The organism is Tessaracoccus massiliensis (assembly GCF_000826065.2).
Lineage (GTDB): Bacteria > Actinomycetota > Actinomycetes > Propionibacteriales > Propionibacteriaceae > Arachnia > Arachnia massiliensis_A.
The window spans coordinates 321,172-335,450 of sequence record NZ_LN623543.1 but is presented as its reverse complement, the minus strand read 5'-3'; the positions used below and the strand labels follow the sequence as shown (position 1 = coordinate 335,450).

General features: G+C 70.0%; 13 protein-coding genes. 2 read left to right on the top strand and 11 right to left on the bottom strand.

Annotated features, from left to right (window positions below; genetic code table 11):
* Window positions 1-39: 39 nt before the first annotated feature.
* From cmk to prcB, 4 genes are read right to left on the bottom strand one after another with little or no spacing between them, the layout of a single operon-like run.
* On the bottom strand, window positions 40-699 hold the full coding sequence (gene cmk / locus BN1186_RS12030) for a (d)CMP kinase (protein WP_425471501.1): 660 nt from the start codon (window positions 697-699) through the stop codon (window positions 40-42).
* Entirely contained in the window at window positions 696-1,769 is a 1,074-nt protein-coding gene (locus BN1186_RS12025) for a prephenate dehydrogenase (protein ID WP_246043308.1), read from the bottom strand. Before BN1186_RS12025 ends, cmk begins: the two co-directional genes overlap by 4 nt.
* A complete protein-coding gene (gene prcA, locus BN1186_RS12020; protein ID WP_342777365.1) occupies window positions 1,762-2,412 on the bottom strand; it encodes a proteasome subunit alpha in 651 nt (216 codons plus the stop codon). Before prcA ends, BN1186_RS12025 begins: the two co-directional genes overlap by 8 nt.
* Before the next feature lie 2 nt (window positions 2,413-2,414).
* A complete protein-coding gene (gene prcB / locus BN1186_RS12015) occupies window positions 2,415-3,200 on the bottom strand; it encodes a proteasome subunit beta (RefSeq protein WP_052460115.1) in 786 nt (261 codons plus the stop codon).
* An 18-nt stretch (window positions 3,201-3,218) separates the two neighbouring features.
* Here prcB and BN1186_RS12010 point away from each other — a divergent pair, with 18 nt between their 5' ends.
* Window positions 3,219-3,578 carry a DUF3054 domain-containing protein gene (locus BN1186_RS12010; protein WP_040284292.1) on the top strand — a complete coding sequence of 120 codons (360 nt, stop codon included), beginning with the start codon at window positions 3,219-3,221 and terminating at the stop codon, window positions 3,576-3,578.
* Here BN1186_RS12010 and BN1186_RS15830 read toward each other — a convergent pair.
* The 3 genes from BN1186_RS15830 to metH are packed head-to-tail and all read right to left on the bottom strand — an operon-like array spanning window position 3,501 to window position 8,591.
* Window positions 3,501-4,469, bottom strand: coding sequence for a tRNA (adenine-N1)-methyltransferase (locus tag BN1186_RS15830; RefSeq protein WP_187120315.1), 969 nt, complete (start codon window positions 4,467-4,469; stop codon window positions 3,501-3,503). The two genes, BN1186_RS12010 and BN1186_RS15830, sit on opposite strands and share 78 nt — an antisense overlap.
* Window positions 4,466-5,131 (bottom strand): HAD family hydrolase, encoded by a 666-nt coding sequence (locus tag BN1186_RS15825; protein WP_074437033.1) that lies wholly within the window; start codon window positions 5,129-5,131, stop codon window positions 4,466-4,468. The genes BN1186_RS15830 and BN1186_RS15825 overlap by 4 nt, the downstream gene beginning before the upstream one ends.
* Window positions 5,121-8,591: a methionine synthase gene (gene metH, locus BN1186_RS12000; RefSeq protein WP_040284291.1), complete on the bottom strand. Its 3,471-nt coding sequence runs from the start codon at window positions 8,589-8,591 to the stop codon at window positions 5,121-5,123. The genes BN1186_RS15825 and metH overlap by 11 nt, the downstream gene beginning before the upstream one ends.
* Window positions 8,592-8,627: 36 nt before the next feature.
* Between metH and BN1186_RS11995 the strand changes: the two genes are divergently transcribed.
* Window positions 8,628-9,479 (top strand): proteasome assembly chaperone family protein, encoded by an 852-nt coding sequence (locus tag BN1186_RS11995; RefSeq protein WP_040284290.1) that lies wholly within the window; start codon window positions 8,628-8,630, stop codon window positions 9,477-9,479.
* Here BN1186_RS11995 and rpe read toward each other — a convergent pair.
* The 4 genes from rpe to BN1186_RS11975 are packed head-to-tail and all read right to left on the bottom strand — an operon-like array spanning window position 9,473 to window position 14,278.
* Window positions 9,473-10,126 (bottom strand): ribulose-phosphate 3-epimerase, encoded by a 654-nt coding sequence (gene rpe, locus BN1186_RS11990; RefSeq protein ID WP_040284830.1) that lies wholly within the window; start codon window positions 10,124-10,126, stop codon window positions 9,473-9,475. The two genes, BN1186_RS11995 and rpe, sit on opposite strands and share 7 nt — an antisense overlap.
* Before the next feature lie 5 nt (window positions 10,127-10,131).
* On the bottom strand, window positions 10,132-11,439 hold the full coding sequence (locus BN1186_RS11985; protein WP_040284289.1) for an RsmB/NOP family class I SAM-dependent RNA methyltransferase: 1,308 nt from the start codon (window positions 11,437-11,439) through the stop codon (window positions 10,132-10,134).
* Window positions 11,436-12,347 (bottom strand): methionyl-tRNA formyltransferase, encoded by a 912-nt coding sequence (fmt, locus tag BN1186_RS11980; protein ID WP_040284288.1) that lies wholly within the window; start codon window positions 12,345-12,347, stop codon window positions 11,436-11,438. Before fmt ends, BN1186_RS11985 begins: the two co-directional genes overlap by 4 nt.
* The gene (locus BN1186_RS11975) at window positions 12,344-14,278 is read right to left on the bottom strand and encodes a primosomal protein N' family DNA-binding protein (RefSeq protein ID WP_040284287.1); all 1,935 of its coding nucleotides are present in this window, start codon (window positions 14,276-14,278) and stop codon (window positions 12,344-12,346) included. Before BN1186_RS11975 ends, fmt begins: the two co-directional genes overlap by 4 nt.
* Window position 14,279: the final 1 nt, after the last annotated feature.

Here is a 14,279-nt window from a genome sequence, read left to right as displayed (position 1 = left end):
GCCTCCTGAATAGAGCGGGCAGCGTCCCAGCCTACCGGGTCAGGCGCGGGGTGCGAGCGCGATGATGGCGTCGACCACCTCGTCGGGCGTCAGGAAGGTCGAATCGATGACCGTGACGCCCTCGGCGGCGTCGGTGAAGTTGGACACCGTGGAGTCGTCGCGGTCCCGGCGCAGCACCTGATCGGTGACCTCCTCTGCCGATGCCTTCCCGGCCACCTCCGCGGCGCGACGCGCCACGCGCGCCTGGGGATCGGCCACCAGCAGCACCCGGACATCGGCATCCGGGGCGACGACGGTGGTGATGTCGCGCCCCTCGACGACGATGCGTCGCCCGTGCTGGTCGATGACGGCGCGCATCAACTCGGTGAGGAGCCGCCGCACCTCCAGGTTGGTGGCCACGGTGGAGACCGCGGCGGAGATCCGGGGCTCGCGGATCTCCTCGGTCACGTCGTGACCGTTGATGTGGAAGCAGGGCTCATCGGGGCTGGTGTCGCACACCAGATCCGCCTCAGCCACCAGTTGCGAAACCTCTCCGGCTGCGGCCCCTTCGGGGAAGCGACGCAGGTACTCGGTGGTGGCGGCACGGTACATGGCGCCGGTGTCGAGGTAGCCCAGGCCCAGCCTCTTGGCGAGGAGCTTCGCGGTGGTGGACTTGCCGGAGCCGCTGGGTCCGTCGATTGCGAATAGCTGAGACATCATGCCCTCCCTCGGTTGGACGACCACGCACCCCAGCCGCGTTCGACCAGCGTGGCCCGCAGCTGCTCGGCGACGTCGGATTCGACGGCGATCTGCAGGTAGCCAACCTCGCGGACGGGATCGTGGGTGATCTCGAAGTCTTCCACGTTGAAACCCACCTCGCCGATGTCGGTGAACAGGCGCCCCAGCGCCCGCGGCTCGTCGGGGATCTCGACGGTGACCTTGAGCAGCTGCAGCGGGTCCTGGCCGTGCTTGCCCAGCAGCGAGTGGGCTCCGTTGCGGCCGATGGCCAGGAAATCCTCGAGCTCATCGGGGCGGTCGAGGACGCTGATCAGGTGCGTGAGGTCTGTGGCGACCTCCTCCAGTTCGTGGCGCACGGCGTCCGCGTTGGAGACGATGATCTGACGCCACAGTGCCGGATCAGAGCCGGCGATGCGGGTGACGTCGCGGATGCCCTGCCCGGCGAGCCGCAGGTTGTCGGATGGCACCTCGCGCAGGTGGCTGGCGGTGAGGATGCTCATCAGGTGCGGCACATGGCTGACCTGCGCCACCGCCTCGTCGTGCAGGTCCACGGGCATCGTCACGACGTGGGCCCCCACATCGTGGGCGAGCTTCTCGATGCGGGCGATGTCGCCCGGGAGGTTCTCGGCCTGCGGCGTCACCACCCAGGTGCGGTCCTTGAACAGGTCAGCCGATGCGGTCAGCGGCCCGGTGAACTGCGAACCGGCCATGGGATGGGAACCCACGTAGCGCCGGTGCTCGGGGGCCAGGCTGACCACCGCCTCCAGGATGGGCGCCTTGACGGAGCCGACGTCGGTGATCACCGCGTCGGGGAACTTGCCGAGGGTCTCGGCGACCAGGGACGGGATGACCTCAGGCGGGGTGGCGACCACCACGATGTCGGGGTTGTCGGTGGCCTCGTCCGAGATGCGTCCCGCACCAAGCCCGGCGGCCACCAGGGAATGCGCGGCGACGATGTCCCACAGGATCACGTCGTAGCCTTTGCGCGTCAACGCCAGGCCCAGCGACGAGCCCACCAGCCCGGCGCCCAGGATCAGGACCGATTCAGCCATGCGACACCTCATCAGCACGCACCCGGCGGAACGTCCGTCGACGGTGGGTGCCCCGCTCCAGCACCGCCACCTCCAACTGGTCCGATCGAAGCGCGCCACGCACCAGATCGACGGCGTCGCGCAGCGGGGCACCCGCGTCGAAGCCTTCCCGCACGACGCCGGTGATGCGGTCGGCATCGCCGCCGATGACCACCAGGTCCTGCTCGTCGGTGATCACCCCGTCGTAGCTGATCCGGTAGAGCACGTCGCCGTCGGGCTCCTCCCCCAGTTCGGCGACGATGAGTTCCACCTCGTACGGCTTCTCCGCCCCCGAAGCGAAGGCGCCGCCCAGCAACTGGGAGTACGCGCCGGCGAGACTGCGCCCGGTCACGTCGCGCCGGTCGTAGGAGTAGCCGCGCAGGTCGGCGTGCCGGATGCCCGCGATGCGTAGTGTCTCGAACTCGTTGTACCGCCCCACCGCGGCGAACGCGATCCGGTCGTAGATCTCGGCCACCTTGTTCAGCGTCGTGGAGTGGTTCTCCGCCACCAGCACGATTCCGCCGGCATACCGGAGGACGACGACGGCGCGGCCCCGCGCGATCCCCTTGCGCGCGAACTCGGCGCGGTCCTGCATCTGCTGCTCAGGACTGACATAGAAACTCATGCTCACAGTGCGTACCCCCTCGGCCCGTCCGGGCGGTTGATGCGGGCCGTGACGATCGTCTCGGCCAACTCCCGCACTCCAGCCTCCGACCAGCGGGCGACCCCGGCGGCGGAGACGCGCATCACCAGCGGGAAGATGCCACGCGTGAGGTCCAGGCCCGAGGTGGCCGAATCGTCGTCTGCCGCGTCGTACAGCGACTGCAACAGCGCCGCCACGGCGGAGCGCTCATCGGCATCAGGGTCGTGCAGCTTCTTCAGCGCGCCGCGAGCGAACGCCGCACCCGAGCCCACGGAGCAGAACTCGTGCTCCTCGTAACGGCCGCCGGTCGCGTCATAGGAGAACATGCGCCCACGCAGCGCCCGCTCGTCCCAGCCGACGAACAGCGGCAGCACCACCATGCCCTTCATCGCCTGGGGCAGGTTGCCGCGCAGCATGGCGCCCAGGCGGTTGGCCTTGCCGTCGAAGCTCAGCGGGGTGCCCTCGATCTTCTCGAAGTGCTCCAACTCCACCTGGAACAGTCGCACCATCTCGACGGCGATCCCGGCCACGCCCGCCACCCCGACGATGGAGTGGTCATCGGCTCCGAAGACCTTCTCGATGTCGCGCATCGCGATGGCGGTGCCCATGGTGGCGCGTCTGTCGCCCGCCATCACCACGCCGTCGCGGTATCTGGCGGCCACGATGGTGGTGCCGTGCACCGCGGGCACGGTGCCCTCGGTGGTGCCCGGGAGCGTCTCCGGCGCCACCTGCCTCAGATACGTCATGAACGAGGGGGTCTCCATGATCATCCTTCTATAGTGGCGGGCATGAAGTCAGTCGTGCCCATCATCGTCGATCTGGTCTGCGTGGTGATCTTCGCCCTCGTGGGAAGGGCGTCCCACGGCCTCGATCTGACCGGTGTCCTGCAGACCGCGTGGCCGTTCCTGGTGGCCTGCGTGATCGGCTGGGCAGCCGTCCTCCTGGCCAAGCTGAAGGGCTTCGGCTGGCGCGAGGCGCTGATCGTGTGGCTGGTGACGCTCATCGGGGGCATGATCCTGCGGGTGGTCTCCGGCGACACCGCCGCGTGGGCTTTCGTCGCCGTGGCCACGCTAGTCCTGGGCCTCGCCTTCTTCAGCTGGCGGCTGATCTACTGGGCCGTCATCAGACGTGGCTCCCGCACCGCCTAGATCGGCCGGGATGTTGGCCGGCCTGGGGCCGGTGTAGTCCGGGCCGTACGCGCCGGGAGCCGGGCGGCGCTTGCGCATGGGCGCCTGCTGGCCGGGAGCCAGCCGTCGCGTGATGCACAGGAAGCCGGTGTGGCTCGACGTGCCGTGTCCCGGGCGCACCGCGAGGCCCTCGGCGTGCCAGTCGCGCACCGTGGTCTCGGTCAACTGCGGCTCGGTGAAGCCGCCGTGGGCGCGGATCGTGTCGGCCGTGCGACCCAACTGCGTGGCGGTGGCGACGTAGCACACCAGCACGCCGCCGGGGACGAGCCGCTCCCCCACCGCGTCGATGCACTCCCAGGGCGCCAGCATGTCGAGGATCGCGCGGTCGAGTTCGTCGTCGCGGATGGCCTCCACGAGGTCTCCCACGGTCACCGTCCAGCCGGGATGCTCCCCGCCGATGAAGTTGCGCACGTTGTTCTGCGCCACCTCCGCGAACCGCTCCCGGCGCTCGTAGGAGTGCAGCGTGCCCTCCTGGCCGATGGCGCGCAGCAGCGCGAGCGACAGCGCGCCGGAGCCGACGCCGGCCTCCAACACGCGTGCACCTGGGAAGATGTCGCCCCACATGACGATCTGCGCCGCCTCCTTGGGGTAGATCACCGCCGCGTCGCGGGGCATGGCCACCATGTAGTCGTGCAGCAGGGGCCGCAGCGCCAGGTACTGCATGCCGCCGGCGGACTTGATCACGACGCCCTCCGGCCCGCCGATCAGGTCGTCGTGGTGGACCGCCCCCTTGGTGGTGTGCCAGACGGCGCCCTCCTGGAGGAGGATCGACTTGCGCCGACCCTTGTTGTCGGTGAGCGTGACCCGCTCGCCCGCGCGCAGCGGGCCGGTGTGCACTCCGGAGAGGTTCATGCGTTGTCCTTCCGTGCCCGCCACACGTCGACGAGCTGGTTCCAGGCGACGCCGTCGAGGCCTTCGCCGATGTACATCCGCGGGTGCTCCTCGAGCGGCACCGAGGGCACAGCGTAGACCACCGCGCCAGAGGCGAGACCCGCCAGGGTGCCGGGCACCGAGTCCTCCAGCACGACGACCTGCTCAGGAGCGAGGCCGAGGCGCTCCATCGCCAGGAGGTAGGCCTCGGGATGCGGCTTGGGGTGGGTCACGTCGTCGGAGGTGATGACGAACGAGACGTGTTTCGGGAGCCTGTCCCGGGCCGCGTCGAGGATGTAACCGCTGCTGGCGGTCACGATCGCGCACGGCACCCCCAACGCCTCAAGCTCGACGAGCAGCTCGCGGGCGCCTGGCTGGTAGGGCAGGTCGTGGCTGCGGATGTGCCCGGCCACGCGGGCCTGGATGTCATCCAGGATGGCGTCGGGGTCATCGGAGCCGATGGCCTCGGCCAGCATCGCGGCCGAGAGCCTCGCATCCTGACCAGTCATCGCCTCCCACTGCTCTGGCCCGAACGTGACGCCGTGCTCGGCGAGCAGCGCCCGCTCCGAGGCCTGCCAGACCGGTTCGGTGTCGACGAGGGTGCCGTCGAAGTCCCACAGCACCGCGCTGGGTTCAGCCTGCATTGAAGTACTTCGCCTCCGGGTGGTGCACGACGATCGCGTCGGTCGACTGCTCCGGGTGCAGCTGCAGCTCTTCGCTGAGCTCGACTCCGATCCGGCCGGGCTCGAGGAGCTCGACCAGCTTGATGCGGTCCTCCAGGTCCGGGCACGCCGGGTAGCCGAAGGAGTAGCGCGAGCCCCGATAGGCCTGCTTGCGGATGGCCAGGTCGATGTCCCTGGTCTCCCCGAAACCGAGGTCCTGGCGGATCCGGTCGTGCCAGTGCTCGGCGAGCGCTTCGGTGAGCTGGACGGAGAGGCCGTGCAACTCCATGTAGTCGCGGTACGAGTTGGCCTCGAACAGCTTCTGCGCGCCCTTCGCCACGGCCGAGCCCATCGTCACGAGCTGCATGGCCAGCACGTCCGGGCCGTGCTCGGCCGCCTCGTCGGCGTCGCGGAAGAAGTCCGCCAGGCACAGCCGCCTGTCGCGGCGCTGGCGCGGGAACGTGAACCGGGTCAGCTCACGCTGCGGGTCGCCGGGCGAGCCGACGATGAGCGTCTCGCCGTCGGAGTGCACCGGGAAGTAGCCGTAGACGACGCCGAAGTTGGCGAGATTCTCGGTCTTGATCCGGTCCATCCACATCCGCAGCCGCGGCATGGCCTCGGCCTCGACGATCTCCTCGAACGACGGCCCGCCACGCTGGCCCTTCAGGCCCCATTGGCCCATGAAGGTGGCCCGGTGGTCCAGCCACGCGGCCACGTCGGCTAGCGGGATGCCCTTGACCACCCGCGTGCCCCAGAACGGCGGGGTGGGGACGTCGACATCGCGTGCGACGTCGGACCGTGTGCCCGGCTCGATGGGCTCCTCCTCGACCTCCACCTTCGCGTGGCGGCGCTTGCGGGGTTCGGGAAGGGATGCCCCGGGCACGCCCCGCTTGACGGCCATCACCGCGTCCATGAGCGCCAGGCCCTCGAACGCGTCCTTGGCGTAGCGCACCTGCCCCTCGAACATGTCGCCAAGGTCGTGCTCGACGAAGGTGCGTGTCAGCGCGGCACCGCCCAACAACACGGGGTACTTCTGAGCGAGTCCGAGGCGGTTGAGTTCAGCCAGGTTGTCCTTCATCACGAGCGTGGACTTCACCAGGAGGCCCGACATGCCGATGGCGTCGGCGCCGTGCTCCTCCGCGGCATCAATGATCGCCTGCAACGGCTGCTTGATACCGATGTTGATCACGGTGTAGCCGTTGTTGCTGACGATGATGTCGACGAGGTTCTTGCCGATGTCGTGCACGTCGCCGCGGACTGTGGCCAGCACGAGAGTGCCCTTGCCCTCGTCGGTGTCGCTCTTCTCCATGTGCGGTTCGAGGTGGGCCACGGCCTGCTTCATGGTCTCTGCGGACTGCAGGACGAACGGCAGTTGCATCTGGCCGGAGCCGAACAGCTCACCGACGGTCTTCATGCCGGCGAGGAGGTCCTCGTTGATGATGTCGAGCGCGGGCTTGGATTGCAGCGCCTCGTCGAGGTCTGCGGTCAGCCCCTTGGACTCGCCGTCGATGATGCGACGCTGCAGCCGCTCGGCCAGCGGCAGCGCGGCCAGCTCGGCGGCCCGCGAGGCGCGTACGGAGGCGGCGGTGACGCCCTCGAAGAGTTGGAGGAACTTCGACAGCGGGTCGTAGCCCTCGCGGCGGCGGTCGTAGATCATGTCGAGGGCGACCTCGCGCTGCTCCTCGGGGATCCGGTCCATCGGCAGGATCTTGGCGCTGTGCACGATCGCCGAATCAAGACCGGCCTGCACACACTCGTGCAGGAACACGGAGTTGAGCACGATCCGCGCGGCCGGGTTGAGGCCGAACGAGACGTTGGACACGCCCAGCGTGGTGCGCACCCCGGGGTAGCGCCGCTTCAGTTCCCGGATGGCCTCGATGGTCTCGATACCGTCGCGGCGGGTCTCCTCCTGGCCGGTGGCGATGGGGAACGTGAGGCAGTCGACGAGGATGTCGCCCACGTCCATGCCCCAGTTCTGCGTCAGGTCGTCGATGAGGCGCGACGCGACGCGCACCTTCCACTCCGCGGTGCGGGCCTGGCCCTCCTCATCGATGGTCAGTGCCACGACGGCAGCGCCGTGCTCCTTGACCAGCGGCATGATCCGCCCGAACCGGGACTGCGGCCCGTCGCCGTCCTCGTAGTTGACGGAGTTGATGATGGCGCGGCCCGCGAGGTGCTCGAGGCCCGCCTTGAGCACCTCCGGCTCGGTGGAGTCGAGCACGATGGGCAGGGTCACGGCGGTGGACAGGCGTGAGGCCAGTTCCTTCATGTCCGCCACGCCGTCGCGGCCCACGTAGTCGACGCACAGATCGAGCACGTGCGCGCCGTCGCGGGCCTGGGCCTTGGCGATCTCGATGCATTCGTCCCAGTTCTCCGCCAGCATGGCCTCGCGGAACGCCTTGGAGCCGTTGGCGTTGGTGCGCTCGCCGATGTTGAGGTAGCTGGCGTCCTGCCCGAACGGCACCTGGATGTACAGCGAGCTTGCCGAGTTCTCCGGCTGGGGCTCGCGGGCGACGACCTCGCGCCCGCTGAACCGCTCGGCCAGCAGCCGGATGTGCTCAGGTGTGGTGCCGCAGCAGCCGCCGATGAACGCCAGGCCGAACTCGTCGAGGTACTGGCCGAGGGCCTCCGCCATGCCGTCGGGCGTGAGCGGGTAGCGGGCGCCGTCGGCGGTCAGCTCGGGCAGGCCGGCGTTGGGCATGGTGCCCACGGCGATGGTGGAGTTGCGGGCGAGGTGGCGCAGGTGCTCGCTCATCTCGGCCGGGCCGGTGGCGCAGTTGAGGCCGATGCAGTCGATGCCCAGCGCCTCCAGCGACGTCAGCGCGGCCCCGATCTCGGAGCCCAGCAACATCGTGCCGGTGGTCTCGACGGTGACGTTGACCAGGATGGGCAGATCCACGCCCGCCTCCTCCGCAGCCCGCTGCGCGGCGATCACGGCGGCCTTGGCCTGCAGGAGGTCCTGCGATGTCTCGATCTGCACGGCGTCGATGCCGCCGCGGATCATCGCGGCCACCTGCAGTTGGTAGGCGTCGCGGATGGCCTCGAACTGCACGTGCCCCAGGGTCGGCAGCTTGGTGCCGGGACCGACGGAACCCAGCACGAAGCGCGGCTTGTCGGTGAACTCGTCGGCTACTCCCCTGGCGATCCGTGCTGCCGCCTCGGCCAACTCCTCCAGTCGGTCGACGATGTCGTATTCGGCCAGCGCCGCCAGGTTGGTGCCGAACGAGTTGGTCTCGACGGCGTCTGCGCCGGCCTCGAAGTAGGCCCGGTGCACGGAGGCGACCACGTCGGGCCGCGTCACGTTGAGGATCTCGTTGCACCCTTCGAGCCCCTGGAAGTCATCGCCGAGGCTGAGCTCGCCGAAGGACTGCAGCATGGTGCCCATCGCCCCATCGGCGACGAGGACGCGACGGTTCAACAGGTCTCTCAAGGAGGTAGCCACGCGGCAAGGCTATCCCCACCCAGGTAGAGTGGACCAATGCAGTTCGCGCCTATGGACGGTCTCCGCGACCCCGCAGTGGTGATCGCGTTCTCCGGTTGGAACGATGCCGGCAACGCGGCCAGTGACCTGCTGCGTCATCTGATGGACTCCTACCCCGGCACGGATGCGGGCATCCTCGACGACGAGCGGTACTGGGACTTCCAGCAGACCAGGCCGATGCTGCACCGCACCGCCGACGGCACATTCGTGGAGTGGCCCGCGCTGCGGCTGCGGGCCGTACACCATCCGGACCGCGACATCATCGTGGTCATGGGGCCGGAGCCCAACCTGCTGTGGCGCCAGTTCTCGATGGAACTGGTGGACAAGATCAAGAAGATCGACCCGGAGTTGGTCATCTTCGTCGGCGCCATGCTCAGCGACACGCCGCACTCCCGGCCGCTACCAGTGGGCGTGCACACCAACGACCCGGCGGTCGAGCGCCGCTACAACGTCAGCTCCAGCGACTACACCGGCCCCACGGGCATGATCGGCGTGGCCAGCCAACTTCTGCTGCACGAACGCATCCCGGCGGCCTCCGTGTGGGTCTCCGTTCCGCACTACGTGTCCTCGCCGCCCAACCCGAAGGCGCAGGACGCGCTGCTGACGGAGCTGGAGACGCTGCTGCACGTGCAGCTGCACCATGCTGAGCTGCCCCAGGACGCCGAGAAGTGGACAGCGGCGGTCGATCAGTTGAGCCAGCAGGATCCTGACATCGCCGAGTACATCGGCCAGCTGGAAGAGGCCCGCGACACCGAAGAGGTGGAGGAGGCCACGGGCGACACGATCGCCGCCGAATTGGAGAAGTTCCTGCGCAGGCGGCGCGACGAAGGCCCTTCCAGCGCTCAGTGACGGCAGGCGGCAACCGCCATGTCGCGCAGCTGGTTGACCATCGCGTCGGGATCCTCGGCGTTGTAGACGGCAGATCCCGCCACGAACGTGTCCGCCCCGGCCTCGGCGCAGCGTTCGATGGTCTCGACGCTGACCCCGCCGTCGACCTGCAGCCAGATGGGGCGCTCCCCCAGCAGCTCGCGGGTGCGCTTGATCTTCGGCAGCACAAGGTCGAGGAACTTCTGCCCACCGAAGCCGGGCTCCACCGTCATCAGCAGCACCATGTCCACCTCGTCGAGCATGCCGGCGTACGCGTCGATCGGGGTGGCGGGCTTCAACCCCATCGACGCACGGGCGCCCAGGCGGCGCAGCTCGCGTGCCAGACGGATGGGCGCGTGTGCGGCCTCCACGTGGAAGGTCACCGATTCGGCGCCGGCCTCCGCGTAGGCGGGCGCCCAGCGGTCCGGATCCTCGATCATGAGGTGGATGTCGAGCATCTTGCTGCTCGTCGCACGGATGGATTCCACGACGGGCAGGCCTATGCTGAGGTTCGGCACGAAGTGGTTGTCCATCACGTCGACGTGGATCGCATCGGCGCTGTCGATGCGTCCGATCTCCGTGGCGAGGTTGGCAAAATCGGCGTTGAGGATGCTCGGGGTGATACGCATGGCGATCACTCTACCGACAGCAGGGCGAGGTACATGGCGTCGGTGCCGTGGCGGTGCGGCCACAGCTGGATGTCGTCGCCGAGCGCGGCATCCGGCACGTCGGGGAGCATGTCCGGCGCGTGCAGCCGCGTGGCGCCGGGATGCTCCGCCAGCACGTCGTTGACCACCTCGACGGTCTCGGCGCGGTGCGGCGAGCACGTCACGTAGGCCACCACGCCCCGGGGTACGGTCGAGGCGATGGCCTTCCGCAGCAGTTCGCGCTGGAGGGAGCCGAGCGCGGTGACGTCCTCGGGACTCCTCCGCCAGCGCGACTCCGGGCGGCGGCGCAGAGCCCCGAGCCCGCTGCACGGCACGTCCGCCATGACGCGGCTGAACGCCCGCCCCCAGGCCGGCTTCGTGCCGTCGGCGACCACGGTGACGGTGCCGTCGGGGTACGCGCCCAGCGACTGCGCCACCAGGCGGGTCCGATGCTCCTGCAGCTCGGAGGCCAGCAGCCAGGTACCCTGCTGCCGCGCCAAACCCGCCAGCAACGACGCCTTGCCTCCCGGGCCCGCGCACAGGTCCAGCCACGGGCCCTCGGGGGCCGCGGTGTGGGACAGGGCCCACGCGACGAGCTGGGAGCCCTCGTCCTGCACCCCTGCCCTGCCCTGGCGCACCGCGGTCTGCTCGGACGGCGCCCCCTCCGCCGTCGCGCCGAACGGCGAGAACCGGGCGGGTGTGGCGCCGCGCAGTTCCTGCACCTTCGCCAACCCGGGCCGAACCACCAGCGTGGGGTGTGGCGCGACGTTGTTCGCGGCCAACGCCGCGGGGAGTTCCTCTGCCGGCAGCACATCGGCGTACGCCTCGACGATCCAGCGCGGGTGGTGCCCCCGGATGGCCAGCTCGTCCAGCGGATCCGCGCCCGCTGCGAGCACGTCGAGCCAGCCGTCGAGATCGTGGGCAGAGAGTTTGCGCATGATGGCGTTGACCAGGCCGGTGACCCGCTGCCCCACGGTCGCGCGGGCCAGGTCCACCGTCGAGGTCACCGCCGCATACTTCTTCATCCGCATGCCCAGCAGCTGGTGGGCGCCCAGGCGCAGCAGGTCGACGACGGCGGGCTGCAGCGTCGACAGCGCCCGGCCGGACGCCGCCTCGATCACGCGATCGTAGGTGCCCATCAGCCGGCAGGTGCCGGAGACGAGTTCGGTGACCAGGCCGGCGTCGCGCGTGTCGAGCCCGGCGGTGGCCAGCCGCTTGGAGAGCACCAGATTGGCGTAGGCGTCCTCTCCGGTGACCTGCCGCAGGACGTCGAAGGCGACGCGACGGGGGTTCATCCGAGCACCAGACCTTCAGGGGCGTTCCTGGCCCAGTCCATCGCGGCCATCCGCCGCTTTCCGGCGGGCTGGACCTCGAGCAGTTCGAGCGTGCCCGCGCCGGTGCCGACGAAGGCCTGGCGCTTCGTCCGGGACAGCTCGCCCGGGGACAGCGCCGGAGAAGCCGCGACGGCGGCCCGGTAAATCTTGAAACGTTGGCCGTCCAGCTCGCACCAGGCGCCGGGATCCGGCGAGCAGCCCATGATGTGGTTGCGTAGGTCGAGGGCAGGGCGGGTCCAGTCGATCCTGGCCTCCTCGACAGTGATCTTCGGCGCGATCGTCACGCCCTCGGTCGGCTGAGGGGTGGGGCGCTCCCCCGCCGCCACCATGTCGATGGCCCGCACCAGTTGCTGCGCACCGGTCTCAGCCAGCGCAGCGAGCAGTTCCCCCGCGGTCGCTTCCGGCATGGGCCGCGACTCCATCAGGTAGACGTCGCCGGCGTCGAGTTCCCGGACGATCTGGAAGCAGGCGGTGCCGATCTCGGCGTCGCCGGCCATGATCGCCCGCTGCACCGGGGCGGCTCCGCGCCACCGTGGCAGCAGCGAGAAGTGCAGGTTCACCCAGCCGTGCGCCGGGATGTCCAGCGCCGACTGGGGCAGCAGGGCTCCGTAGGCCACGACGGGGCACACCTCCGGCGCCAGCTCCCTGAACCGGTCCTGGAACTCCGGCTCGCGCGGATGGCCCGGTGTGAGCACCTCGATGCCCAACTCCTCGGCACGCACCGCCACGGGCGACGGTGTCAGCTTCCGGCCGCGGCCTGCGGGTGCATCGGGCCGGGTGATCACGGCCGCGACGTCATGATCCGACGCGACGAGCGCATCGAGGGCCGGGACGGCCACCTCGGGGGTGCCGGCAAAGACGAGCCTCATCTGTCCTCCAGGGATCCGGGGTCGACGTGGATGCTGAGCTTGCCACGCTCCTTGCGCGCCGAGCGGATGGCGGCCGCGCTCTTGACGCTGCGCGCCAGTTCCCGCGCCCGGTCCACAGGGGTCCGCAGCAGCGCGGCCCAGCGATCAGTGGTGACCTCTGTGGGACCGAGGATATCGATCCCCTCCCATGGGTCGTTGTCCAGGAACTCGCGCACCGCGTCGGGATCGCCGACGATGCGGGCCATCTTCACGGCGGGGGTCAGCCCCGCGTCGGCCCTGTCCGCCAACTCCCGGGCGGCAAAGCCTGCCACATCGGCGCGCAGCAGCGCCTGCACCGCGGGGTGCGTGGCCGAGCCCACCAGCAGCACGGAACCGCCGTCGACAGGGCGCCTGGCCATGGCTGCGGCGTTGGACCATCGGCGCATCGCCTCCTCGGCCGCCCGCAGGCTGACCCGCGAGAGCGTGACCTCCGTGTCCAGGATCAGCACCCCCGCGTAGCCGGACGGCGCGGCTGGCTCGGCTCCTGGGGTGGCGACGACTATGGCCGGCTCATCGGGGATCTCGTCGCGGATGTTGCGGGCCGAGCTGTTGACTGCCAGCACACCGGGGAAGGCCCGCGCCAGCTCCTCGGCGGTGCGGGCGGCACCGGCCAGCGGGGTGCGCAGCTGGGAGGTGTGGCAGTGCGGGCAACTCCAGCGCGTGGGCTTGAACCCGCACAGCGAGCATTCGGGAACGTCGCGGCGGCGTGCGCGCATGGGGCCGCTGCACTTCGCGCAGAGGGCCCGGTTGCCGCAGCGCTGGCACGCCAGGGACGCCGAGTGGCCCGTCATCGGCACCTGCACCAGCACCGGCCCTTGGGGCAGATGCTCACGCAGGAAGCGGAAGGCCATGGACGGGATGCGGAGCCGGGCGGCGGACGGGTCGTGCTCGCGTTCCACCTCGCCGACGGCGCGGACGGGGGCGACCACGCGCCTGGCCTCGGCTGGGCTCAGTGCGAGCTCGCCCAGCCAGCCCCGCTGAAGGAGCGCTTGGGCATCGATGCTGCGGGAATGTCCCGCCAGCATGAGCGCCGCCTGCTGGCGGGAGGATCTGAGGATCGCCACCGCTCTGGCGTGGGGGTACGGTGCCCGCAACTCCTCGTGCCCGTCATGCCCGTCGTCGACGATCACCACCAGCCCGAGGTCGTGCACCGGGGCGAACACCGCGCTGCGTGTGCCCAGGAGGATCCTGGCCTGCCCGCGGGCGGCCGCGAGATACGCACGGTAGCGGGCTGATCGCCCAGCCTCCGACGCGAGCGAGCCGACGGCACCGTGGCCGAAGACGGCGCGGAAGCGCGCGACGGCGGGCGTGAGCTCGCGCACGGTGGGCAGCACCACCACGGCAGAGCGGCCGGAGCGCAGCGTGGCGTCCACCGCCTCGATGACGCCGCCCAGCAGGTCGCCTGGCCCGCCGTGCACGGCGGCGGCCTGCCACAGCAGGCGCGGAGATCGGCCCTCCGCCAGCGCCTCCAGCAGCGAGTCGCCAGCCGGATAGCTGGGCAGCACAGTGGCACGCTCGAGCTTCTTGGGCTCCGGCCACTCACGTTGCGGACTTTTCTCCGTCGCCGCGTGGCGGGGTGGGATCGCAAGGCGCGCCACGTCGGACCAGACGCCCGCATAGTGATCGGCCACGGCCCGGATCAGGCCGTAGACCTCGGGGGTGGCCAGGGGCTCGGGTGAGACGACCTTGGCGAGCTTGGCGAGCGACGCGAGCTCGGAGGAATCCGTCAGCTCGACGATCCAGCCGTCGCGCATCTGGCCGGAGAACGGCACCTTCACGCGGGCTCCGACCACGGCCGCATCGGCCAGCTTGTCGGGGACCTCGTAGTCGAACAGCCGGTCCAGGTGGGCCAGCGCCACGTCGACGGCGACCCGCGCCACCCGGCCCGTCATG